25 protein-coding genes, 1 tRNA gene and 1 pseudogene are annotated in these 23710 nt (G+C 51.0%); 16 read left to right on the top strand and 11 right to left on the bottom strand.

Annotated elements, in window-relative coordinates; translation table 11 throughout:
• Positions 1–23: 23 nt before the first annotated feature.
• On the bottom strand, positions 24–1223 hold the full coding sequence (locus tag E3U44_RS01765) for a site-specific integrase (protein WP_166804981.1): 1200 nt from the start codon (positions 1221–1223) through the stop codon (positions 24–26).
• 1235 nt (positions 1224–2458) lie between these two features.
• Between E3U44_RS01765 and E3U44_RS01770 the strand changes: the two genes are divergently transcribed.
• From E3U44_RS01770 to E3U44_RS01825, 13 genes and pseudogenes are all read left to right on the top strand, one after another.
• Entirely contained in the window at positions 2459–2776 is a 318-nt protein-coding gene (locus tag E3U44_RS01770; RefSeq protein WP_134356389.1) for an STAS domain-containing protein, read from the top strand.
• Between the two features lie 169 nt (positions 2777–2945).
• Positions 2946–3022, top strand: a tRNA-Arg gene (locus E3U44_RS01775).
• Positions 3023–3558: 536 nt separating this feature from the next.
• Entirely contained in the window at positions 3559–3849 is a 291-nt protein-coding gene (locus E3U44_RS01780; RefSeq protein ID WP_134356390.1) for a hypothetical protein, read from the top strand.
• Between the two features lie 194 nt (positions 3850–4043).
• Positions 4044–4232 (top strand): hypothetical protein, encoded by a 189-nt coding sequence (locus E3U44_RS01785; RefSeq protein ID WP_134356391.1) that lies wholly within the window; start codon positions 4044–4046, stop codon positions 4230–4232.
• Positions 4196–4468: a hypothetical protein gene (locus tag E3U44_RS01790; protein ID WP_134356392.1), complete on the top strand. Its 273-nt coding sequence runs from the start codon at positions 4196–4198 to the stop codon at positions 4466–4468. The genes E3U44_RS01785 and E3U44_RS01790 overlap by 37 nt, the downstream gene beginning before the upstream one ends.
• A gap of 108 nt (positions 4469–4576) precedes the next feature.
• Complete coding sequence (locus E3U44_RS01795) at positions 4577–6025, top strand: TrkH family potassium uptake protein (RefSeq protein WP_206054944.1); 1449 nt, start codon at positions 4577–4579, stop codon at positions 6023–6025.
• 153 nt (positions 6026–6178) lie between these two features.
• Positions 6179–6421, top strand: a complete 243-nt coding sequence (locus E3U44_RS01800; protein WP_134356394.1) for a hypothetical protein — start codon at positions 6179–6181, stop codon at positions 6419–6421.
• Positions 6422–6656: 235 nt separating this feature from the next.
• Positions 6657–7061 carry an IS630 transposase-related protein gene (locus E3U44_RS19505; protein ID WP_206054869.1) on the top strand — a complete coding sequence of 135 codons (405 nt, stop codon included), beginning with the start codon at positions 6657–6659 and terminating at the stop codon, positions 7059–7061.
• Positions 7055–7540: pseudogene (locus E3U44_RS19510) on the top strand (IS630 family transposase); the annotation flags it as partial. The gene E3U44_RS19505 and the pseudogene E3U44_RS19510, both read left to right, overlap by 7 nt.
• A gap of 246 nt (positions 7541–7786) precedes the next feature.
• Positions 7787–8368: a PIN domain-containing protein gene (locus E3U44_RS01810; RefSeq protein WP_134356395.1), complete on the top strand. Its 582-nt coding sequence runs from the start codon at positions 7787–7789 to the stop codon at positions 8366–8368.
• A 500-nt stretch (positions 8369–8868) separates the two neighbouring features.
• Positions 8869–10035, top strand: coding sequence for an SIR2 family protein (locus tag E3U44_RS01815; protein WP_134356396.1), 1167 nt, complete (start codon positions 8869–8871; stop codon positions 10033–10035).
• 237 nt (positions 10036–10272) lie between these two features.
• The gene (locus E3U44_RS01820) at positions 10273–10707 is read left to right on the top strand and encodes a hypothetical protein (protein WP_134356397.1); all 435 of its coding nucleotides are present in this window, start codon (positions 10273–10275) and stop codon (positions 10705–10707) included.
• Positions 10708–10797: 90 nt separating this feature from the next.
• Positions 10798–11472 carry a hypothetical protein gene (locus E3U44_RS01825; protein ID WP_134356398.1) on the top strand — a complete coding sequence of 225 codons (675 nt, stop codon included), beginning with the start codon at positions 10798–10800 and terminating at the stop codon, positions 11470–11472.
• Between the two features lie 1400 nt (positions 11473–12872).
• Here E3U44_RS01825 and E3U44_RS01830 read toward each other — a convergent pair.
• From E3U44_RS01830 to E3U44_RS01845, 4 genes are all read right to left on the bottom strand, one after another.
• Positions 12873–13082, bottom strand: a complete 210-nt coding sequence (locus E3U44_RS01830; protein WP_134356399.1) for a hypothetical protein — start codon at positions 13080–13082, stop codon at positions 12873–12875.
• 317 nt (positions 13083–13399) lie between these two features.
• Positions 13400–13795, bottom strand: coding sequence for an Hsp20/alpha crystallin family protein (locus E3U44_RS01835; protein WP_134356400.1), 396 nt, complete (start codon positions 13793–13795; stop codon positions 13400–13402).
• A gap of 18 nt (positions 13796–13813) precedes the next feature.
• The gene (locus E3U44_RS01840; RefSeq protein ID WP_134356401.1) at positions 13814–14257 is read right to left on the bottom strand and encodes an Hsp20/alpha crystallin family protein; all 444 of its coding nucleotides are present in this window, start codon (positions 14255–14257) and stop codon (positions 13814–13816) included.
• 108 nt (positions 14258–14365) lie between these two features.
• The gene (locus E3U44_RS01845; protein WP_134356402.1) at positions 14366–14716 is read right to left on the bottom strand and encodes an EF-hand domain-containing protein; all 351 of its coding nucleotides are present in this window, start codon (positions 14714–14716) and stop codon (positions 14366–14368) included.
• A 354-nt stretch (positions 14717–15070) separates the two neighbouring features.
• Between E3U44_RS01845 and E3U44_RS01850 the strand changes: the two genes are divergently transcribed.
• Both E3U44_RS01850 and E3U44_RS01855 read left to right on the top strand, forming a co-directional pair.
• Positions 15071–15400, top strand: coding sequence for a hypothetical protein (locus E3U44_RS01850; RefSeq protein ID WP_134356403.1), 330 nt, complete (start codon positions 15071–15073; stop codon positions 15398–15400).
• Between the two features lie 163 nt (positions 15401–15563).
• Entirely contained in the window at positions 15564–16289 is a 726-nt protein-coding gene (locus tag E3U44_RS01855) for a response regulator transcription factor (protein ID WP_134356404.1), read from the top strand.
• 166 nt (positions 16290–16455) lie between these two features.
• Here the strand turns inward: E3U44_RS01855 and E3U44_RS01860 are convergent, their stop codons facing one another.
• The gene (locus E3U44_RS01860) at positions 16456–17067 is read right to left on the bottom strand and encodes a DUF6988 family protein (RefSeq protein WP_134356405.1); all 612 of its coding nucleotides are present in this window, start codon (positions 17065–17067) and stop codon (positions 16456–16458) included.
• A gap of 886 nt (positions 17068–17953) precedes the next feature.
• Here E3U44_RS01860 and E3U44_RS01865 point away from each other — a divergent pair.
• Positions 17954–18604, top strand: coding sequence for a terminase small subunit (locus tag E3U44_RS01865; RefSeq protein WP_240761687.1), 651 nt, complete (start codon positions 17954–17956; stop codon positions 18602–18604).
• A gap of 143 nt (positions 18605–18747) precedes the next feature.
• Here the strand turns inward: E3U44_RS01865 and E3U44_RS01870 are convergent, their stop codons facing one another.
• From E3U44_RS01870 to E3U44_RS01890, 5 genes are all read right to left on the bottom strand, one after another.
• Complete coding sequence (locus tag E3U44_RS01870) at positions 18748–20517, bottom strand: bifunctional DNA primase/helicase (protein ID WP_134356406.1); 1770 nt, start codon at positions 20515–20517, stop codon at positions 18748–18750.
• A gap of 9 nt (positions 20518–20526) precedes the next feature.
• A complete protein-coding gene (locus tag E3U44_RS01875) occupies positions 20527–21390 on the bottom strand; it encodes a helix-turn-helix domain-containing protein (RefSeq protein WP_134356407.1) in 864 nt (287 codons plus the stop codon).
• Between the two features lie 74 nt (positions 21391–21464).
• Positions 21465–21677: a helix-turn-helix domain-containing protein gene (locus E3U44_RS01880; protein WP_134356408.1), complete on the bottom strand. Its 213-nt coding sequence runs from the start codon at positions 21675–21677 to the stop codon at positions 21465–21467.
• 92 nt (positions 21678–21769) lie between these two features.
• Positions 21770–22411, bottom strand: coding sequence for a hypothetical protein (locus tag E3U44_RS01885; protein WP_134356409.1), 642 nt, complete (start codon positions 22409–22411; stop codon positions 21770–21772).
• A 59-nt stretch (positions 22412–22470) separates the two neighbouring features.
• On the bottom strand, positions 22471–23673 hold the full coding sequence (locus E3U44_RS01890; protein WP_134356410.1) for a tyrosine-type recombinase/integrase: 1203 nt from the start codon (positions 23671–23673) through the stop codon (positions 22471–22473).
• Between the last annotated feature and the right edge of the window lie 37 nt (positions 23674–23710).

A 23710-nucleotide genomic window follows, 5' to 3' on the forward strand; every position in this document is an offset into this window, starting at 1 on the left:
TGATCAGCCTAGGCTGGGCGTAACTATCGCTGTACTAACCGTGAGACTGCCTCCGCTTTATGCTCAGGCGCCAGGTGAGCGTAGCGAAGGGTCATGGTTAAGTCTGCATGCCCGAGAAGCTCACGGACGGTATTTAAATCCACACCTGCCATCACCAGCTTTGAAGCGAAATGATGGCGCAAATCGTGAAAACGGAAATGATTAATCCCTGCTGACTGGAGTACGGCTGCCCAGGATTTCCGGATGTTATTAAAGGGGCTCCCGTTCTTGGCGGGGAACACAAGTCCATTGTCTGTGGTTTGTGCCTGCCAGCTTTGAAGCACCTCTAGGGCCTCTTGGTTCATGGGAATATGGCGGGTATGGCCGCTTTTAGCTTTTTCGCCGTCCACGGTAAGCATGCGGGTATGAAAGTTAACGTTGCTCCAGCTAAGGTGGAATAACTCCCCCCGTCGCATCCCTGTATTGATGGCCAGCAGCACCATAGGCCGCAGGTAATCGGCAAAGGCGCATCCGCTTAAGTCCGGGTATTCTTTATAGCCCCGCTGGCGCCGCCATGCATTCGCGCTAATCCGCTCGGCTCTAAGACGGCTTTCCCGCTCGATCAGCGCTTCCCTAAGACGTGCTTCCTCGTCCTGGGTGAGGTACCGCACCGTGGTTTTGTTATCGATGCGAGACGGTTTTACCCGGGCGATAGGATTCACTTTGATGAGATCCCATTCCATCGCTTTAGAAAGGGCGGCTTTTAATGCGGCAATATCGCGATTAGCGGTAATGGGCTTTTTGCCCCGCTTGAGCTGCTCAGCACGCCACTTCTCTATACTCCAGGCGCTGATCTCGCTTATCGGTCTATCGAGTAGATCCGCAAACTGGCAGCGGATTCTAGCTACAGTCTCATGACCTCGTTTACGCTCGCTCAATACCCAGGGTTCGTACCGCTTTTTTAAGAACCCTCGAAGGGTACGCACGGATTCCCGGTTCCTTTCAATACACGCCTGTTTTTTTTCTTCTTGTGGATTGATCCCTTGCGCTATCTTAGCGGCCAGGAGATGGGCCACATCGCGAGCCTGAACAGGCGTGATCTCAGGGTGCCGGCCAATCTTGTAGCGGTTGCGTTTGCCTTGGAATCGGTAGGTGTAGAAGTAGGTCATCGTGCCACCAGGTTCTACTCGCAGGATGAAGCCCTTGAACTCAGTGTCTCGAACTTCGTAGGGTCTGGGGTGCACATGCAGACTCTTAAACAGCGTCTTAGTGATCTTGGCTTGCACAATCCAAGTCCGTCTCAAGTCCAACTTGAATAGTAATGAATAAACGCCAGTAGCAAACAATGCTAAAAATATTAGCAATAAGCTACTGAAAAAGGAAGGGTTGTTTTATAGATAGGGTGTTGTGGCGTGTTATGGATTAATACTGAAAAAGAGGCGGGATATGCATTCGCAATGCGAAGGTCGGGAGTTCGATCCTCCTCGGCTCCACCACCTTATTATTCCAAGATACCCGAAAAAACTGATATCATCTAAGCTTAGACTTTCGTCTTCCCCTCCAGAATGACTCTCGCAGGCCTATTGCAGCTTGCAACCGATAAAGTCGAAGTCTGAAGAGAATTCCTCATAAAAATTTTTTTATTTACCCCATAAAAAAAGGAACCACGCTCTTAGAGCGTGGTCTATGATATCGGAGCACAAAGGCCCTCGCCTGCCGGTTTTGCCTACCCACAGGGTAATGAGGCACTCAAAAACCCCCGCAAGCGGTGCCTTTTCTTTATTGTTTTTGTTATATTATTTTTTTGCGACGCAGACGCGGGAAGCCACAGTTCCACAATCTAGTAATGTGGCTTTCCGTTTTTTTCTGCGCCGTCGTGAGCGCCTAGGGGTTATAGTAAGCACCTAAATACCCCTGAATGTCAAGGGATTTAGCCCATTAATATTGCCAGTGGCCATCTTCATTTGCAACGCCGGCTGGATTGATTGGCACGCCCATATCCTCCGTACCGCTTTTAGCCCCATTACTTGAAAGTCTAAGCCGCATATTCCGCCTCGGATTAGCTTAACTTTAATTGGCAACACCTCCCGCTTCCGTCCTTTTGACAAGCCTTTTCTTGGCTCTCTTTGAGGGATATTTTTCCTTACCCCTACCAGTTTACCTCCAAACCCTCACCTTCCTGTTTCAAGCCTAGACCATAGTAGCCACTGCCCATTGCCGCCTCTAGAGGTGTCTCGCTACTCCGACAGAGAAAACCTGGATGAGGTTGGCCTAGGCCCACTCCTAGGAGAACCACACCAAATAAGTGATTTTTGAATCATACACTTACTCTGCAAAAAAACCTTCCCAGACAAATATTGGCACAATTTATGTTTATTGACTTTAAGAAAGATTCAGCTAGCGGAAAGGTACAAACACTCCAGCGACTGAATCATAAAAATAGATTAAAGGAATTGCCTTCAGAATGGGAGGAGTTGAAATGCCAGGAGCTATCGAAGCCCCCACAAAAACTCACACCATCGTTCTCACCATCCGAGATACACTGGACTTTACTATGAGCCAAGTTTCCTGGAAATCCTCTACTCAGAGCTGCTACCAGAAAATAAACTTTGTGGTTGATTTAGCAAACGTGGAATCACTCAAAGACTCCGGCTATGACTTGTTATGGATGCTCAAGGAGTGCGCCGACAAAGAACAGGCCGATACCTATATCATCCACTGCAACCCTCGCCTTTATGAGGAATTACGCGAGCTAGGTCTAAATCAACATTTCAGGATTGATAAAATCCAGGATTAATTCGGTCTCTAAAATAAAATCTGCTCGCTGATTACCCCTTCACTCCCCAAGCCGCATGGGGTAATATGAAAGCGACCTCTTTGAAATGGAGCATATTGGGCTAAGATTGGTTTGCGAAGAGGAGAAATCAGGCTCCCATTTACCCTAAGCATCTAAACATACCATCACTGCCCCGGTAGCTCAGCTGGATAGAGCATCCCCCTCCTAAGGGGAAGGTCATACGTTCGAATCGTATCCGGGGCGCCATAAATTCAAGTACTTATAGTTAAAAGCACCAGCCAATTTTTATTGGGGCTACCGTGGGGCTACCACCAGATGAAAAATCACTATACTTCTTGAAAATTGTCAGCTTACTGCGCTTTATAAGCGAAGGATTATTCCCGTTGGGCTGAACCGAGTATAGGATGCGCTTGTTCAGAGGGTTATTTAGAGAGTGTAGCGTTAATGGTAGTGATCAAACATACATTGAGAAAGCTCAAATCAAGAATGCCTTCTATGAGGCGTGCTCCATCGCCTTAGAAGCCATTTCCCCCACCCACGCCAATATGGGAGCGGAGGCGGAATAAGCGGACCAGGGCCAAGCAGGCGGCTTCTGAATGTGGACCTAAGCGGTATTGGGGGAGGCTTTGAGGTATTTGGTTTGCGGGCTGTCTAGGCTTGATGGCGATAGCAACAGGGTGCCGTGTGAGGCGCTGTGCCGGTAGAGGTTGCCCCTTGGACATGGTGATAGCGGGCTTAGCCCTAGCGATTCGTTATAACTAGGTTGGGGTACCCCGAGGGCCATGGGACACGCCCCAGGGCCCCATATCCCCCAGGTGTCCCGCCGCAAGCCCGCAGGGTTAAGCCCAGTGGCTCTGGTGGTCCCCATGGCCCCCACCAATATGATGAACCGCGCAAATATCATGGATACCACCACTCGGCTCTCAGGGACCCAGAAGGCCCCAGCCGAGGCCTGCCGTGGATTGCCTCTCGTGCCCAAGGTGAACAGGAGGATATCTCAGGCTTGTGGGACACCGACCGGCGTCATTGCCAGCGGTATCTACCCCGGCCGGAAGCCACATGACCCTGGGTAAGGAATCAGCGGTGTGGTAATCCATTATGAAATTTATTCGTGTTTTTTGCCTACTGATTATCCGCTGGGAAAAGGGGGATTACCCTATTCCCAAGATCGCAGAGGTGGCAGTCCGAGGACTTCTGAAATAGCGGCCCGCCAAGGTGGGGGGCACCAAGGCGAGCCTAACCATAACCGACTGTGAAGGAGTCAATTATGGCTGACAGAATTCTACCCTTTGTCGCTGACTACGTACTACCCGCCCTTATCATGGGTTTCTGCGCGGGAATGTTTTTCTTAGGCACCCTACAGGCCTGGGAGTTATTCTTGGCCAATGGCAGTTTGGCCTGCTTGTGGGAGGTGCCGGCATGTCTACTAAAGCCCAACCCACCCAGGGCAAAGTAGTCCCTCTGTGCTTGGTCGAGAAAACCGCTTCCTACGACACTTTATCTACACTCCAACGCCTTGAAGAGATCACCCAGTCAGGCGACTGCGTTAGTATTGCTTTCGGGGCTATTTTGCGGGGGGGTAAAATAGCTCATGGATATACAGGCGCAGCAGTAGAGCAGCCTACATTAGCAGCTGGGATTTTATCCAAGGTGATATTTTCAATCCATAAAGATGCCAAAAGTGGATGGTAAATTAGCGGAGTCCAGGCCCAATTCTAAGACGGGTAGAGTCCGGCATCACAAAACGCCGAGGGTGAGTGGTGAGGGAGTTCAGCGGAGAGAGGGAGCATGAAATACAAGATGCTTAATTTAGTCGTAGTTACTCGCACCCTTGGGGTTCTCCTGCTCCTCTACAGCATCGCGATCATCCCGCCTTTACTCATCTCAGTAGGATATCAAGACGGTGAATGGCCCTATTGGCTGATAATCTGGATGGAGTCTGTGTTGCTCGGGTGGGTGATGTGGTGGCCCCTGCGCCGTAAAGCACTCGATCTTCGCCGCAGAGATGGTTTTGTCATCGTCACCCTGTTTTGGTTTGTATTAGGTTTAATCAGCGCGGTGCCTTTTCTTTTTATGCCCCAACTCGATTTTTCCGATGCCGTGTTTGAGGCCATCTCCGCCTTCACGACGACGGGTGCGACGGTGATAGTGGGCTTGGACCTGTTACCTCCTTCGATTTTATTTTGGCGCCAGGAATTGCAATGGCTAGGTGGCATCGGGATGATTGTCACCGCCGTGGCCATCTTGCCCACGCTTGGTATTGGGGGGATGCAGCTGTATCAAGCGGAAATGCCAGGCCCTTTTAAGGGAGAAAAACTGACTCCCCGTATTGCCCAAACCGCCCGGGCGTTCTGGATTATTTATGGAGGAATGACTGTGGTATGTGCATTAGCCTACTGGCTGGCGGGAATGTCCCTATTTGATGCGGTTGCCCATAGCTTTTCCACTGTCTCAACGGGTGGATTTTCCACCCATGATGATAATTTTGCTTATTTCAATAGTCCCTTGATTGAATTCATAGCCTGTCTTTTCATGCTACTGGGCGGAATGAATTTTAGCGTTCATTATCTGGCCATTTACCGCGGCAGTTTTGATCAGTATTGGCGCAATGAAGAGGTGCGAACTTTTCTTATAATGGTAGTGATATTGATCACCATTACCTCCACCACCTTGTTCTTTTCAACGACCTATGCGGATCCTATTACGGCCCTTCGATATGCCGCGTTTCAGGCAATCTCGGTGGTTACGAATACCGGCTTTGGAACAGCCACTTTTGCAAACTGGGCTTTGTTCTTGCCCCTGTTGCTCATTTCTTTTAGCTTTGTGGGAGGGTGTGCAGGCTCAACCGCCGGGGGAATAAAGGTTATCCGTTTCTTATTGCTCATCAAGCAAGCCCGACGGGAGATTTATCGGCTGGTTCCCCCCCATATAGTTCGCTCGCTCAAATTTGATCGGCGGGTAATTCCCGAGGAGGTCACCAGCGCTATATGGGGATTTTTTTCTCTTTATATCCTGCTATTTGTAACCCTCGTGCTTCTACTCATGGCCAATGGCCTGGACCAGGTCACCGCCTTTGGCGCCGCGGCCACCTGCTTGAACAATTTGGGCCCAGGTCTTGGGGAAGTTGCCGCTAGCTTTACGGGAGTCAGCGATGGGACCAAATGGCTGCTGAGTTTCACCATGATAGTAGGTCGACTGGAGGTCTTCACTGCTTTTGTGCTGCTTTCTCGAATATTCTGGCGGGGTTAATGTGGCCTCACCCGGCTGGACGGCGATGGAGAGGGGATGCTGTGTGAGGTGTTGTGCCGGTAGAGGTTGCCCCTTGGACGTGGGAATAGCGGTATATAGCTAGATTGGGTTGCACCGAGGGTCAGTGGCCCTCACCGGGGGGCACGGGGCCCCATGGGGTCCACCCGCAAGTCCGCAGGGTTAAGCCTAGTGGCCCCCATGGCCCCCACCCATATGATGAACCGCGCAAATATCATGGATACCACCACTCGGTTCCCAGGGACCCAGAAGGCCTCAGCCGAGGCCTGCCGTGGATTGCCTCTCGTGCCCAAGGTGAACAGGGGGGCATCGCAAGATTATGGGACACCGACCCGGCGCTATTGCGAACAATATTTGCCCCGGCAGGAAACCACATGATCCTCGGTAAGGAATCAGCGGTATGGTAATCCATAATGAAATTGATTCATGTTCTTTTTTTGGCTTACTAATGTTTTTTCGCGATCGTGGGTTGTCCACAGAAGCTGCTCGATAGGGCGCAGTAGGGCGAATTGGAGGGGGGCATTTTTGCCGCCATGAAAAGGGGGAACGTATAGAATTTGAAGAGGCACTTAGGACATAATAGGGAGGTTGTAATAATCCGGAGGAGCACGCGATGCCCGGTCCCTACAGTGATGATCTACGCCTAAAAGCCCTTGCTTGCGTTGACCGCGGCGTGCCTAAAAGCCAGGTAAGCCGCTTGTTCAACCTCAGTCGCAATACGCTGGACTTGTGGCTCAAGCGCCGGGCGCAGACGGGGTCTGTGAGCGCCACGCGAGTGTCTCCACGGGGTCCGCAACCGAAGATTGCCGATCTGGAGGCATTTCGTGTTTTTGCCAAGGCCCATGGCCATCTTACCCAACAACAAATGGCCACGCAGTGGGGGCAACAGGGGGGTGAGACGGTCAGCGGCCGTACTATTGGCAAGGCGTTGAAGCGCATTGGGTTCACGCGCAAAAAAAGACTGACTGCTACCGTGAACGCGACGAAGTTCAACGCCAAGCGTTCCTCAAGCAATTAGCGCGTTATACGCCTGAGGAGGGGGTGTATGTGGATGAATCAGGTGCCGATGACACCGAGGACTCACCCTATGGCTGGTGTGCCCGGGCAGAGCGGTTCTACGCCGAGAGACGCGGCCATCGAACCTGTCGTATCAGTAGGATGGCCGGGTGGTGTGACCGTCAGGTGCTCGCACCGATGACGTTTCAGGGTCACTGCGATACCGGGTTAGTCGAGACCTGGGTCGAGCGCTTTCTCGTGCCTACACTCACACCAGGGCAGGTGGTGGTCATGGATAATGCCCGCTTCCACCAGTCTGCGACCATTCGCGAGCGTATTGAGGCCGCCGGATGCCGGCTCTTATTCTTACCGCCGTATTCGCCCGACCTGAACAAGATTGAAAAGTTTTGGGCACGGCTGAAGCGTTATCTTCGTCAGACTCTCCATGACTTTGAGAACTTCTGGGATGCCGTTGATAATGCCTTCAAAGCTATGTCCTAACTACATGTTCAATTGCTATAATAGCTACGGCTGGGTCGGGGAGTCGGGATGTAAACCCCTGGAGACCTTGGGAGCTCTGGAGCAGCTAAAAGGCGCAACTTTGACGTATGCAAAAATAGCACATTTCTATCAATTGTGAACCAATTCACAATGTATTGTTTATAAATTAAAAATTATTAACTTGGAGTTAAATAAACCGTATTATACGGAGAAGAACTTTCTGTTAGCGCCATAAAGGACCACTGCATGAATTGGGCGTTTGTGGACTACGAAAACGTGGGCTCTTTAGAGGCTCTGAATATTTCAGCCTACGAACGGGTCTTCGTGTTCTGTGGCCCAAAGAACACGAAAATCAAAGTAGGCGCCCTTCCATCAGACGGATTCTGCCGAATAGAGCTGATTGGCGTAACTACGATGGGGGCTAACAACTTAGATTTCCATTTGGCGTTTCACCTCGGCCGATTCCATGAGGTCGCGGAAAAAGGCGTCGCGTTCCACGTCATCAGCAACGATTCGGGCTTCAATGGATTAGTCAGCCATCTCAAGAAGCTCGGGAGAAATTGCAAGAAGGTGGGAACGAAAGAGGCGACGCCCAAGCAGCCGGCGCCATTGTCGCTAAGTGGCGAGGCATCGTTGGTGGTCGCCCGTCTTAAGCAGCTTGACGGAAGGAAGCGCCCTCGCAAGAAAGCGAGCTTTCTCAACTGGATCAAGTCGCAATGCCAGGGCTTGTCGAATAGGACGTCTCCAGAGTCCGTTTGCAAAGAACTCGTAAGCGCAAAGGTCATTCGGGAGTCTGGGTCTGACATCGCGTATGAAATTGAGCGCTAACAAGTCGATTAGCTGGTGTTCGCTATACTGCGCCCCGTTTCGCAGCTTAGGGGCGGCGTTGGGCACCTATCCACAGAGAGTGTGGGCCTAAGCGTATTGCAAGCAGATGGTGAGCTGCGCCGAGGCGATGAGGCATCTGGCTTATAACCACACTACCAGCCCGAGCGGAGCATCACCAGTTGAGCTCGCTTTTGGCTCGGTGGCCTGAATCAGCAGAGAATTTACAGAAGGGATAAAAGTATCAGTATCTCAGACTTGGGCAGAACCTCCAGCCTAGACCCGCCTACATTCTCTGCTTGTATGGGGGCGAAAGGGGCGAATTAGGCGAAAATCCTTGGGGCACGAGGCTTTCCGCAGGGCGAATGCCAGGCGAACGGGGGCGAATTTTAGTGGCTTTCGTAGCGTCTCCAGCCGAATAGGTGCAGATAGGGTTGGTTTCGACCTCACCGAAGCCAGTAGCTGGTTGCGTGTAATAAGGCACAGCTTAGTTAGGCTGTTTCATGTTAGATGGCTTAGTGGTTAACGACAACCGATATCGAATATTCATCATTGGAGCGGGCTTTTCAGTCCACGCAGGGTTGCCTTTAGGAACGGACCTATTGGAGTTGGTACGTGAACGGATCCGTTACAGATTAGGAAATGAGAACAAACTAGAATCGGACCTGTCATGGTACCTTTCTTACAGAAGAAGATGTGAATTCATCACAGCAGATGTCCCTGTAGATTACGAAAAATTCATGTCATTTTTAGACATGGAGCACTATCTAGGTTTGAAGGGTGGCGATACATGGAGCGAAGAAGGAAATGAATCTCAGCTAATGATCAGAAATGGGATTATGGAGGTAATTCATTCGCGACAGCCTGATATCCCAACAGACGAATGTATAAGGTTTTGCCAGAGCCTATCTCCCTCAGACACAATTTTGACATTTAATTATGACACACTAATCGAAGACACTCTCGACCATCTTGGCATCCGCTATAGGTTATTTCCTAATAGGTTAAAAAAAGTCGGGTTAATGTCGTCCACGATCGACAGTAAGGCTGAAGAAGGCGAGATTGTCATCTTAAAGCTGCATGGCTCCATAGACTGGTTCAATAAGGTCCCTTATATTAAAGATAGAAAATTAGCAGCACAGCATGAGATTCCATGGGAGTCAAAGCATCCTATATTCAAGCAAGGATCAACTATAGAACACCATCAGCTAACGCAGGGGCCACGTGAAGCGGACGATCCGCTCCAGTACATCTATAGAGTAAATGATTTAAACCAAATTATAGGGGCAAAATTTTGGCAATGCTGCCCGTTAATATTGTCACCTTCTTCATCTAAAATTCTGTACGCCGATCCAATAAAGGGACTCTGGCGTGGTATTCAAAAAGCCGGCGGTTTGAATTTTGGTTTGGGTGTTATTGGTTACTCTCTGCCTCCATACGACGAGTATGCAAAGCAGGCCCTATACCACCTTATACGTAATTACACAGAATTTGAGCCCAATCTAGAGCTTGGTGGATTAAGAAAGAGCCCGATAAGAATCCTTGATTATGTTCCGAGTGGTGAATCGGATTGGAGGATTCGGAGAAATTACTCATTTATCAACTGGGAAAGATGCGAGCTGATGACAACGGGGCTTAGTTTAGAAGGAGTTGAATGGATAATGGAATAAAGCCATCCAACAATCAAATGCAGCCGATCGGCTACGCCGCCGGATGATTTGAACCGTTATATCTTGGAGAAAACTCTATGACAAGGATGAAAACGCATTGCTGCTGAGTGCAACCTTGGCTGTTGGCGCAGGAATAGGTGCTTCTCTGTTTTCAGCACACCCAGACACTGTCGTAAATTCGGTGATTGGGGCAGCATTCTGGGGCGCTGTTTTCGGACTTTTTATGAAGGGGGAAAAATGAAACCAACTAGCCTGCTGATTGCGGCGATGCTTTTCCTCCCTTCGTTGGCTTCAGCAGAAAATTATTATGCGATCACTAAGGCTTATAATGAGTTAACTGGTGTACTTTCCGTTACTATTGCTAAAACGTCAAAACGAAGAGATTGCGATAACCTTTTGAAGGGGGCCGTCAAGGGTTTCAGCAACTCTGGACAGCAATTGAAGATAAGAAAATCTACATGCACTGGCAGTGTCTCAGGTGATTATCAAAAGGCATTTCGTGGTGAATCAATTGAAGACGTAATGTACGTCTCTTATGAAAATGTTATCTGGCCTTGCGTCACGATCATGTATGGAATCGACAAGAGCTGGTTGAATAAGCGGGGTTGTGAATTTTTGGCTAGCCAGTATCAGCACATTGATAAGAACGCACAATGTGTGTTTGGTTCTTAATATAACCAGCAAATCAAGCGGACCGTTTTCCGCTGCCGCTCCAAACGGTGGCTTATTTAAGCGTTAGGCTATTGGGGAAATCAGATACAGATGAATAAGCGATGGAATCTTGAAGAACTTAGAGAGTACGTAAGAAATAGCAAAGATTCAGCGAGGATGTTGAACGTTATTAGATCGATTGATAGGTCCAATGCAATTTTCAATTATCATGTATTTACTGCTTTGAATGCTTTGGATTCTATAGTTGGCGATAGCGATTCAACAGATATAGAAATGATGAAGTATGTATTCTGCATACATGAGAAACAAGAAGAAAAAACCAAGGCGGATTTAGTTAGCGAAGCCAGCATCATTTCGTCCATTTATACGATACGGGCAATCTATGACATGTTTTCGCATCTTGTAAACGGATTGGTTCTGGCTGGAAAATTCACAGAGCGCGAGTGCAACCTTAAAAAGGTTGTTAAAAATCTATCTCACTCAACGTTGCAATCAAAGCTGGATTTTCTTCTTGATTCCAGCTGGTTTAAGTATGTTGATGGGTTTGTAAATACTACGAAGCATCGAAATCTCGTCAGTCACTCCTTTACCGTTTGCTTCCAGGAGAACAAGGTTGGAGCGAAAATAGCTGGATTTACTTACGAGAATGTGGCTCACCAATCTTATTGGGCTCGTGAGCTATTAGAGGGCATTGTAAGCGTTAAGAACGATTTAATTGCATGTGGTAATTCGTTAAATGATCACTGTCTGCGAAGGGTGGCCTAATCGGGTAAGGGCGAGGGTTTAGCCTGCCCTCTCCATACCACCTAGCATGCGGGTCCGCACCGGGCGGCTCAGAAGTCGCCTGGGCCTACAGGCAATGAATCCCCCTGTTGTGAAGGTGCGACCGAGCCAAGAAGCGAGAGTGGCCTACAGGAGCTTGTAGGCGCTTTCAGAGGTATTATGGGAGCGGAGGCGGAATAAGCGGACCAGGGCCAAGCAGGCGGCTTCTGAATGTGGACCTAAGAGGTATTGTGGTCATATGGATAGCTGTACGGAGGCTTTGAGGTGTTTGGCTTGCGGGCTGCGTAGGCTTGATGGCGATGGCGACGAGGGCCGTATGAGGCGCTGTGTCGGTAGCTTCATGGGGGTTAGCCCGTGAGCGAGGGGGTTAAATGTGCTGGCGGACCCCACAGGTCAAGGTTAGCCCGTGGGCGTGGGGGTTAAATGCCAAGGCCTTACTCCTCGGTGGGAATTTTCGGACCCCCCCTATAAAGAAGCTTTAGATACTTTAGGCACCTCTGTCTAGTAGGTATTTAAAAAAATAGTTCTTGGATCCCCTCTATAAAGAAGGTTTAGACACTTTAGACACTTCTTCACAGTAAGTATTTAGAAAAAAAATGCAGGCGCGGCTTGAGCTGAAACAACAGAAGATTTACAGGGCCAGACTATAGGTGTTTACCTTTACCTTGACCTATGTTGTTCTTAGAAGCCTTGCGAGTACCCTCGGAGGGGGTATAGGAAGCGACGACCCATCACTCTTTCCCTTGAGGTAATTGGCGATAGTGAGCCCTCCGGGTAACATGCTGCCCGTCTTTCCCGGCGGGATGCGTCCGTCGCAGTACAAGGCTTCAATCTTTTTTTCCCGCATTTTCCTACGACACAAGAAAGCTGAGAAGCATGGCTAATAATGCCTATCCCTGTTAAATCACAAAAGAGAAACTCATTCAGGCCACCTCAAGGATTCTATCCTTACAATGAAGGTTTTTAGGAGAGTGAAATTAATTCATGTTCGGTTCATTTTAGTTTCTCCGGCGCTCGACGAGGACAGGCCAGTCGGGTGAGGGAGCTTATCGAGCAGAAAATAGAAGTTAAAGCACACTTTTAAGATTCTAACCTGGAAAGTGGCAGCAAGCATTCACAAGTCAAAGAATGCGTATAAGGTTTTCTCCTTACCTACCCAGTCCCGAATCCAACCTGAGAGAAACCCTACGGCCCCTCGGGAGGGGCGATATGCTGTGAGCTTTAGGGGCTCCCTAGGTGCAGTCGGGGTTAGGGTTGAAAGTCCCGATGGACTGCGGGTCTTGGGATTTCTTAGGGGAGGGGATTAAGGGAGTCGGGCAACCGACTGAGAAGGTCAGGAGCCTGTCGATCCTCCAAGATGCCTCTTGGCTCTCCTGGTGAGCTCAGGAGAGCGCTTCCAGTTTGTCTAAATAAATCCACCGCATCCCCCGGTAGGTCTTCCAGTGCGGCGGTGAGATCCAATTTAAGATGGTGCGTCGAAAGACCCCGAGAATCTCGGCGATGTGGTCGACATCGTGGTTCAAGCGGGAATCCGGGCGAGTATCCAGCCCACGTTCTTCCATCATTTCGATTAAGCGCTGGTTGGGGGTCATGAGCCTTGTCCTCGGCGATTTTAACAAAGTGATTATACTCTCATCGACAGGGACATCGGCTAATTACGGGGACAACTAAAGCGGGTTAAAAGAGGAAGAACTCAGAATGAAAAAGCGTTGTATCACTATCGCTCTATCTTTTTAGTAGGGTGACTAGGGTGTGAGAATAGAAAAAAAACATTGCTTGGCCTCTAGATCCTTCAGGCTTTCCCTCAATAGCCCCCTCAGCGGCTATTGTCGTTCCAGTCGCTCCGGTCCCCTGGGACCGGAGCAATTTCTTTATCTCTACTATAATGACAGCAAGCCAAGTAGTCTGACTACTCGGTATGCACCTGGATCTTGCGAGGCTTATGCTCCTCTCGCTTGGGGATACGCAAGGTCAACACCCCTTCTTTCAGAGTGGCCTCGGCGTTGTCCCCATCCAATTCTCTGCTGAGGGAGAAGCTGCGTTGGTAGCAGGTAGAGCGAACATCGGCATAGAGGGGCCGCGTGCCTTCGGGCACCGGAATATCTACTCTGCCCTCAATGGATAAGGTATCACTGTCGATATGCACCTGGAGCCGCTCTCGGGATACCCCCGGCATATCCGCCCGCAATGTAATGCCCGTCGCATCCTCAAAGATATCGACCGCCGGCCGGATCGCACGTTCCATTTCCTTTACTTCCTGAGCCGCCTTAGCGCCCTCTCTGGCCACTTCTTTTGTCTCAGCCATTTTGTCCCCTCCTGCTGATTATTTCACTTCGATCTGCCGCGGCTTAGCCGACTCGCGCCGCTGGATAGTGACATGCAGGACCCCGTCCCGATAGCGGGCACTCACCTGATCGGGATCCACCTCTTCGGGTAGGGTCACGACACGGCAAAACGCGCCGTCAAAACGCTCTTTGCGGTAATAATTGACTCCCTCCTCGGTGCTTAGCTGGCGCTCACCGGCCACGGTCAGGAGATTCTGCTGAATGGAAATATCCAGACTTTTAGGATCCAAGCCCGCGGCAAATAAGTAGACATCCACCTGATCGGGCGTGCTTCCCACATTGACAGGCGGATAGGCTCCCCTCTCCACTGCCCGGATGCCGCTCGGCCAAGGGGTCGCCCCAAACAGTTGATCCATTTCCTGTTCCAAACGTCTGAAATCATCGAACAAGCCGGCTTCAAAATTAGCCCGATTACCAAACATTTCTCTACCTCCTTATTGATGCTGATTGATAGGATCAGCCCTTCCTAGTGAAAAATGGGGACTCAGCAAGGAAGCTTTTTTCACAGGCACCCCTTTCTCTCTCACCGGCTACATGCCTTCCCTCTGATGCCCCTCGCTACCTTCACGTGCTCCGCGGTGGTGCTTTTTTTCATGTTCCTTAATAGCGGACTGCCACTCCTCCTGGGTTATGTGATCGTCATCATCCTCATCCATACGCTCAAACTTCTCCTCCATGACCTCTTCAAACTCATCCTCGCTGACTTTCCCATCACCATCTTCATCCAGCTTTTGAAACCACGGCATATGCATTTCCTTCTCCTGCTTTTGCTTTCCTCCTTCTTCACTGCCATAGGTTCCCGCAAAGGCGGGGGCTAAAACCAGCGATAAGACCCCGCCAAGCCAGAGGGAATGACACAGTATCTTGTATTTCGCAACCATCCTGAAGTTCCTCCTTTCAGTTTTTCATCGACAGAAGTCATGCCAAGCATGCTTTCCTTCTAATCAAAGGGTAGAGACTTCTTCACACATCACAAGGGAAAAGGATAGAGCCAATGACCCCTATGGCGGAACGGCAATAGGGCTCACAGGGGGGGCTATCGGAAGTGTGGCCAGAAAAGAGAGAGCCCTCCCCGACCCGAATGAGTAGGTAGAAATACCCATTTTCATGACAGGGGGTTTAGTCTTTATTTAGCTACTCGTTCTCAATTCATAATTCATAACAAGGGGCCAAACCCCTGTTCAGTACAGGCGGCCCTATGACAACGAGTACTTTTGCAATGAAGGGAGGTTCTCATGTCCTTAGCCACACACCCAGCGGTAGCCCATAGCTTCGGGGCTGGGGTTGAAGACCACGCCGTCTTTTTAACTTCGCCTGAGGTCCTGGATTTTTCCCTGTGCCGGGAATTTTGGGAGGCGGCACAACAAGTCCGCGATTCCGAGATGAAAATTATCATTGACCTGAGCAGGACCCGCGCAATTCACGATTCCGGTTATACGCTGCTCTGGATGTTGAAGGACAGCCTCAATAAAGCACCGGCCGACCTCCTGCTGATGGGGGGCCATTCCCACCTCAAGAGAATGCTCCAGTTACGCGGCTTTGCATCCCACTTTAAGCGCTTATAACTCTATCGAGGGAAGGCCCTTGAGTGGCCTCTCCCACGCGCTCTGCGGTCGGAGCGGGACGTCATCACCCCGTTCACTACCACGCACGCTCACCCCCGCTCCGGCTCCAGAGGCGGCTTTAACTCTCTTGAGTAAAATTTAACGATGAGCCCGGAGGTGTTTCATGAGCGAGTCCTATTTAAAACCCGTCACCAGCCTTACCCAGTACCGACAAGGCTTTGCCGATGCCCCGGAAACTGTCGACCCACCGGCCACGATTGCTATTGTCAGTGGCGATAGGGGGATGCACCAGGCGCTACGCCGAATCAGTGAATCCACAGGCGCCTCCTATGCTTCCTATGCCACCGCTGAAGCGTTTTTAGCGGACTTTGACCCCACCCTCCCGGGTTGCCTGCTGCTCGATATCCACGTCCCCCACATGGGCGGCTTAAGGCTGCAGCAACAGCTGCAGCACCAGGGTAGTCGGCTTCCGCTGCTCTTCGTCTCGGCAGAGGCGACGGTGCCTGAAGCCGTTCAGGCCCTACAGGCAGGGGCCATGGACTTTATTGTCCAGCCCTTGAAGTGTGCGGGATTGGTCAAAACGCGCCTCAAGACTTGTCTCGCCCAAGCCCGCCAAAACCAAATCGAACAAAAGAAAGAGGCGGAAATCGCCGCTCGGCTGGCCCGGCTCACCCCGCGTGAATGGCAAATCATGGAAGGCGTGGTCAAAGGTAAGCAGAACAAGCAGATGGCCTTTGAGGGGAACATTAGCACCAAAACCGTAGAAGTCCACCGGACTCGGGTGATGAAAAAACTCCAGGTCAGAAACCGTGCCGAGCTGATTAACCTCATCCTCTTCCAGGAAGAAAGGCTTCAAGAGTTCCCCCCGATAAAAGACCATGCCTCTTAGGGAGAGTGATGGGTTCCCTTCTTCCGGCGTAAAGTGTGCGCCGATGTCCTCTGGCGGTCAGGGGATGGTTCCCTCGCCGTCTTTTTTTTGGCCTGCCGGCGCTTGATAGTTAGCCTGAGGCAGGCTTACAAGCGGCAAAATCCAAGGGTAGACCCCTTTATGCATATTAGCGTGACACGCCACGAACGGTTGAAGCGAACTGTCCCAGTTGCCCTAAACCGTCTAAATCATTAGCCATTGATAGCAGGATATGGCCGATACGCATTTGAATCTCTAATGCTAGATCGAGGTAGCTTTCAAGCTCTGCATCCGGATAGGTAGGCTCGATGCGTCCTTCAGATATATGCCGAAGATAATGGGGCTCGCCCCCGTGTGTAAGCTCGTCAAACGACTTGAGATTTACCTTGCTATTATTCTTGATCCAAGCCGCGCCTGAGTCCACATTATTTTCAAGCTCATTGATTATTTTCCGAAGTTTTTTAGGATGCCTTCCTTCAATAAAGTTATCGACTGCTTTGTCAGATACCTTCTTCGACAAGAGCCAATAACCTCGCACATAGGACTCGAAGAGTGGCCGAGCAAGTGTCAGGGCTGGTCCTGGTAACCCGTTGTGCAACAGGCAGACTATTGCGTCACCAATGTCCAGCGAGTGTTGGAGGATCGATAATGCGATTTGCGCCCTTCGGTCAATAGAGATCTCTATTTCGTTGGTTCTCTCATGTAGCCAAGTTGCGAAAGCAACCGCGTTTGAGAGCTTTTGCTCTAGCACTGCGTCCATTTCGTCACGCTAACATGAAGTAGATGTCTTAGATATTACACCAAAGATAAGAGCTATTTCGCCCCTAGTAAGCTATCAGTAACCTATCGGCAACTCACCACTATCCTTAACCCTACAAGGCGGTTGACACCCCCATTCACAACCCACATTAGGGTATAGCGGAAAAAAGACGGGCAGGGCTGCTGTTAAGGAATAATGGGGTGAAGCCGATGCTGAGATGCAACTACTAGGCAGGGGCACCTAAAGGGGCTTTAGTACTTTTAGGCACCTCCCTATGATAGGTATTTGTAAAAAAACTGCCTATAATTACCTCAGTAACCATTAATTTTGTATGGTTATTGCGCTTGGAGTGTCTAAACCTGCGAGCCGCTTGTTCCGTGCGTTAATACAGACCCCGCTATCCCAGGCAACCGGCTCATTCTCCCCCTTCTTTGATCTACCCGGTACCAGCTACTTCATCTTCGCTTACCATTGCTTCGCCTCGTGCGGCGTCCACAGGACACCCACCCCAATTGCCTAGAAAGACCTAGAAAATGAGCGCTTGCAAAACGGTTGGCCTTGTCTCAGCAGAGCAATGAAAATTGTTCATGCATAAAAGATAATATATGAATAAAATTTATGTATGCTTTCGCAAGCGCGTCGCTGGAACCCAGGTTGCGGTGGGGATTGCTGGGTGGCAAGGTTTACTTGCTTCCATCATGGACAGGGTCCGGGGCACCCTCAGAGCGATGAAAGACGTTCTCCCGCCTCGGGGATTCCCTCGACCGGCATTTCAAATGCTTTCGGCAAGACCCTGCCGAACTTAAGGGGCCTGTGATGAGCGAACCACCCCGGGCAGTAAAGTAACGGCTAGTCTCCCGATTACCCTATTGTATTGAGTAAAAAGATGAACATGAAGAAAATGCGCCAAGCCAGATACCCCCGTAATGAAGATGGCTTAACCCCAGGCCAGCAAACCTTCGCGGACTTGTACCGGGCCGGCCCCGAGAAGGTGCGGGGCAATGCCTTAGCCTGCTACCGGCAGGCCTTCCCACAGGCGGCATTGAGCACGGCGAAAGTCCAGAGCTCGCGCCTCCTTCGGAATCCAGTAGTAGCGACCTACCTGCAATCGAAGCGCCAAGCGGCCGAGGCTGAAGCGGACGTGAATGAGTCACAAGTACTGAAAGAATTGGCCAAGGTAGGGTTTTCGGATATACGCGCCCTGTTCGATAGGGAGGGACGGCTCAAACCCATCCACGACCTGCCAGACGAGATAGCGGCGGCTGTGGCCGCTGTGGAGGTGGTCGTGATGAAAGGCGAACAAGGGGAGGAGCCGCTTTACGTTTACAAAATCAAGCTTTGGAATAAGCTTGATGCCTTGGAGAAGCTCGGTAAGCAGCTTGGGATGTTTAAAGAGCAAAAGGACATGAATGTGAAGGGCGGGCTCACGCACCTATTAGAAGAAATCTCAGGCAGCCCGCTCAGCACGCCTATGGGCCGGATTAAAGCCGCCCAAGAGGGCATGCTCCCCGACTACTACGCTGAGCTTGGCGAATAACCCGCTCCGTATCGAAGCAGAGGCCGAAAGAGGGCTGGAAGACTTGGTTAAACCAAAGGCGTTGGATGGTCCAAGGACAGCTCTCTGGTACGCCGCCTGGTCGGGCTAAGCAGAAACTGACTTAACAAGGCTATTCTCCATATTTAGCTTGTAGATAGGCCCCCCATACTGGCCCTATCCTCTTCCTCATAGGGAGGTGGCTCCTGTTCCAGCTCGACTTCTTTATAAAGGGCGAGAACCGGGTCAAAACGCAACCGCGCCACACCCAGTTTTCCCACTTCCCGAAAGCGAATCTTCTGGATATAAATATCCACTAAGTTGCTATCCAAGTCGGTAAAATTGCGATAAATTACCAGGCCATTATCGGCTTTGTTACGCCAGTTAGCGGAGCCGGAGATGTCATAGAGAGTCGGCACCGGATATTGGTCGTTTTTGCCCCGGAAAAGCTTTGCCGGATGGGCCACTATCCACACGTGGACCTGATGATGGCGGGCAAATTGCCCGATCCGCTTCAAAACCGACGAGATGTACTCCGTCTCGGTCATATTGGACGCACGTAGATGCTCGAATTCATTCCAGGGGTCAAGTAGGAGCCCCTTAATCCCATACCGCAGCACCAATGCCCTGGCACAGTCCAGGACGAGGTCGACGGTCCAGTCCTGGTCATTGTCCGGGAGAATCCAATAAAAATGCTCATGAACCCATTCTTTCCCCATTTCCAGCGTGGAGGGGCTCAGCCGGGAAGGGGGCTCTGCGTTGAAGGGCTTACCGGCCCACTTCTCTATCATCCGTGCCATATGGTGGCTTACCGGCTGGTTCTCGGGGCTAAAAACACCAAAGCGCCAGCCCTGCTGCTGAGCGAGGTTCAGGGCTAAACAGTCCAGCCAATTGGACTTCCCACTGTTGGGGATACCGGTCACTACTGTCAGCTCACCAGGCCTCACGGTGTAATATTCATCGAGGGAGGGCCAGCCGGTCGACACCCCACCCTCGAGCCCATGGGCGTAAAGGAAATCGATGTCTTCGCTGAAATGGCTGACAGTCAATACCCCGGCGATAGGATAAGGTTGGGCGTTTTTGATGCAGTCAGCAAGCGCTTCAGGGCCCCCTTTAAGCAACACCTCATTGGCATCCTTGCACCCCTCGGGCCACACGACCCGCTTACATTTTTCTCGCCCGAGGCGACGGGAGAGTTCTTCGGCCAAATACTGCCCGGGTGCGTCATTGTCGACCGCGATTATCCAGGTCTTGACCCTCCTGAGGGCGGCTTCATCCGCCTTTAGAAACTCAAACTTACTGGAATAATCCTTGGTCTGGGGTGGGGGCGCACCATCGGGAACACTGACCCCATTCTGAAAGCCTGCCACCTCGACAGCTAGTTTGTCCATTTCTCCTTCCACCACAAGGGTGGTCTCCTCCAAATCGTTGAGCCCGTAGAGGATGCGTTCGGCCCCCACTTCCAGGCGGAAGTGCTTATCTTTATCTCGATATTTCGTATTGATGAGCGTTTCGCCCCGGTAGTAGGGAAATGCAAGGGCCCATACCTCGGCTTCTACCTGGGGCATATAGACTTTTTGGGCCGTGATTTTATTGCGCTCGAGGACTTCCTGAGTAATCCCGCGACTAGCCAACCATTGGTTCATTTTTTCAGGAAGGCCCGTCGCTGGAAGGGGCTCAGGCCGCCGGTACGCTGGGCGTCGCCAGTGCAGAGTGTGATTGGGCTGCACGCCCTGGGAAAGCCCCCCTCGCCAGCCACAATGGTGGCAAACCCACACTCCTTTCTCGACATGGACACTTAAACATTGGGCACGTTTTTTCTTGCGTTGAGCGGAGCACTGGGGGCAGGTGAGGCTCACTTCCCCTGAGGCGCCGGGAGGCAATTCGATCCCAAAATCGGAAAAAGTTTTGTCCATAGTCACCTCCTAAACCACCAGCTTGGGTTTGGCGGGAGTACGTCGAGGCGGCGCATCTTCCCACCGCCGCCCAGAAAGCCAGCCTGGGGCCATCTTCGGGGTCAGCCCCTTAGCTTGCTTGCCGGGGCGCTCGGAAGCTTCCCGCTCAGCCCCAGCAATAATCGCCTTGAAAAGCTCAGGGCTCATGGGTTCCAGCTTCCACCAGGCATCGGCCGCTTCGGCTTTGCCCCGGCGGTAGTCGAAGACCTGCCAGAACCGCTCGAAGCGCCGCAGAGCCTGTCCTTGTAGCCGCTTGCCCTGCTTCGTCAAATAGCCCTCGACCTCCCTCGGATCTGATTCTCCCCGGGGAAAGGAATCTCCTGCCTGAGAGGTGGTGTGTTTAAGCCCCCTTTTCGTGTCTGCGGCATCGGCCGATGCCGTATATAAATTGGTCTGTTCCTTGGTCTGTTCTATGCCCGTGCCTTGGGCGGCACCGTTTAACTGCCGCTCCTGGCACCGTTTTGGTTGGGAAACCCTGCCCTCAGATGCACGGTTTAAAGCTTGGGAAACCCTGCCCCTGGGGGCACCGTTTTCGGGCTTCATAGAAACCACTAGATCCTGCGGGATAAACAATTGATAGCGGCTGGATTTAGATCGTCCCCCGTTGCCTATCTTTTTCAGCCATCCCTTTTTTTCAAGGGCGGTGGTGATGTGGGAAATATGCTCCGGGCTGATTCCGGTCAGTTCAGTCAGTCGCTGCCGGGAAGGCCAACACCGCCCCTTTTGATCGGCAAAGGCGTACAAAGCCACCAGGACGCGGAACTCTCTGAAGGTAAGGTGAGGGGCCCTTACCACCTCGATAGGAACCTTCGCGAAGAGAGGTTGCTTACTCATGGTCCGCCTCCTGGAGCTATGTACAGGCTTCGACCCAGCGCCAATCTGTAGTGCTTTACCTCTCATCGCTGCCCTTAGCTTGTATGTTGGCAGAGACGATTCTCGATGAAGCGCTCTAAATCCGAGAGACGATACTTCACCTTGCCACCAATCTTGACGTAAGGGAGATTGACCCGGCCCGTAGATCGCCACACTTGAAGGGTGCCCGGCTTCACGCCCAGAATACGAGCGGCCTCCTCGGGGCCAACGAGGTGGGGAAGAATGTGCGCAGCTGGGGGGTGCTTCATATGCTCTCCGTTATAGTCCGAAACAAAGAGCATCATGCACTATTAAAAAAGGATTTTGGGAACAGTAAAAATTAGTTAGGGGATAGTAAAAATTACTTAACTATTTTGAGAGCTCTGCTTATCAATCGTTCTATCGTTTTTTCCGCTCGGGGAGGTTCACCATCCTTCCAAAAAAGCCCTGATTTTTGCTCGACTAGCTTTGCTAATTTGGCAGCAGAGACTTGTTCATTTTTTCCCCGACACTGCTCAGGAAACTTAGCCAAACACCATAGGGCAGCCTGCAATATCTCAAAATTTTTACGTGCATTATGCTGGGTATTGCCATGAATCTGATGAGAGTTCCCGTTACCTTTCCCTTCTGCTAGCGCTGCTCTCTCTTCTGGAGATAGATAGGGAATTAGAAGGTCATGTTCGATAGCCCACTGTTCATAGGACTGGCGATGAATAGGCAACTCTAAGGCAGTCTGCGGATCCGCATATTCACGGATAGCCTCATTTTTAACGTTAACCGCCTTTAAATCTCCAGCTTCTATTGCCCGAATAATGACATCTACTGCTCTGTTAAATTTGTCATGTTGTTCTTGCCAGTACTTGTCAATCTGTTCGCCTTGTTTCAGCTTTTCGTCTTCGATGTGGTAAGTTTCTCTTATCCTTAAAAATTCCTCTCCAATCAGAAAGGCCGCAATTTCAGCAACAGTAAAAATGCTGCTTATCCTCCTCCAATCTTTATCCACTAAGCAGCCTCACACTCTGTTTCCATCCGGATATTCCTTATAAAAAAGGCAGTTACACATCAACCGAGCTTCTTTTTGCTGATCTCCGCTATTTCTGCCTTAGGCAACACACCCGCCGCCTCCAACATAGCCCGGGTAGCGAGTTGCATCGAGTCCCGTACCGGGTCCAAGTTCAAGCGAGCATAGATCGCGGTCGTACTCACATTCTTGTGGGCCAGGGTTTTGCCAATAATAGAGAGATTGGCCCCCGTAGCAGCCTGCCAGCTCCCTAAGGAGCGGCGTAGATCATGAATACGGAGGTCCTGGATGCCTGCCCGCTTCAGGATACGTGCCCATGCTTTTTTAGGCTCCACCAGATGACCGGAGGCGCCAGTGCCTGGAAAAACCCAGTCGCTCTCACCGTTGGCGTATCGACGGGACTCCAGAAGGGTCAGCGCTTCAGGCATCAACGGTACCGTATGGGCTTCACCGTTTTTGGTCGTTGGTATGGTCCAGGTGGCCCGCTCGAAATTGATCTCTTCCCAGCGCATGGCCAGTACATTGGCGCGCCGGGCACCAGTCAGCAAACACATCAAGAAAAAATCTCGCGCGGTTTCATTAGGCTCCTCGGCCAAGGCTTGGAAGAAGCGAGGCAGTTCGTCCGCCTGTAAGAAGCGGTCACGGGATTTCTCCGGCAGCTTCTGGATACCATCACAAGGGGTTTCCCCTTTGAATAGCTCCCACTCGATGGCTTTGTTATACATGGCCTTTAGAAGCACTAGCGTCTTATTCGCCGTAGTATGGCCTTTCTCCCTGCCCAAACGGTTATGAAGAGTTCGTACATCTGACCTCTTGAGAGCCGACAACTTACGATGTTGCCATTGAGATAGATATAGCTTGAAATACGATTCAGGATTCTTGATTCGCTTACCACGAGCTTTGATATGGTGCTCTAGGTATTCTTGATACAAATCACCTAAGGTTATCTCTGCTCGTTGGGTTCGCCGCTTATCATTGGGATTGCCACCCTTGGCGATAACAGCATTCACCTCAGCCGCCATCTTCCGGGCCTGCTCCACAGTCACCGCCGGGAATCTACCTAGAGCAATACGCTCGGGTCTGCCATTCACCTTGCGGTAAACGACAAAAGTCTTGGTGCCTGTAGCCGTAATGCGCACCGCAAGCCCTGGTGCCTTAACGTCGAAATAGGTGGTTCTCTTTCCAAGCGGTGGCAAAGGGAGCGTTTCAAGCTTACGTTTAGTGAAGCTAATCTTATTAGGCATATTCTTACTCTTTCCGGGGCTACCCCAGGGCTACCTT

Origin of the sequence: Nitrosococcus wardiae (genome assembly GCF_004421105.1) — a bacterium.
In the GTDB taxonomy this organism is placed as follows: Bacteria; Pseudomonadota; Gammaproteobacteria; order Nitrosococcales; family Nitrosococcaceae; genus Nitrosococcus; species Nitrosococcus wardiae.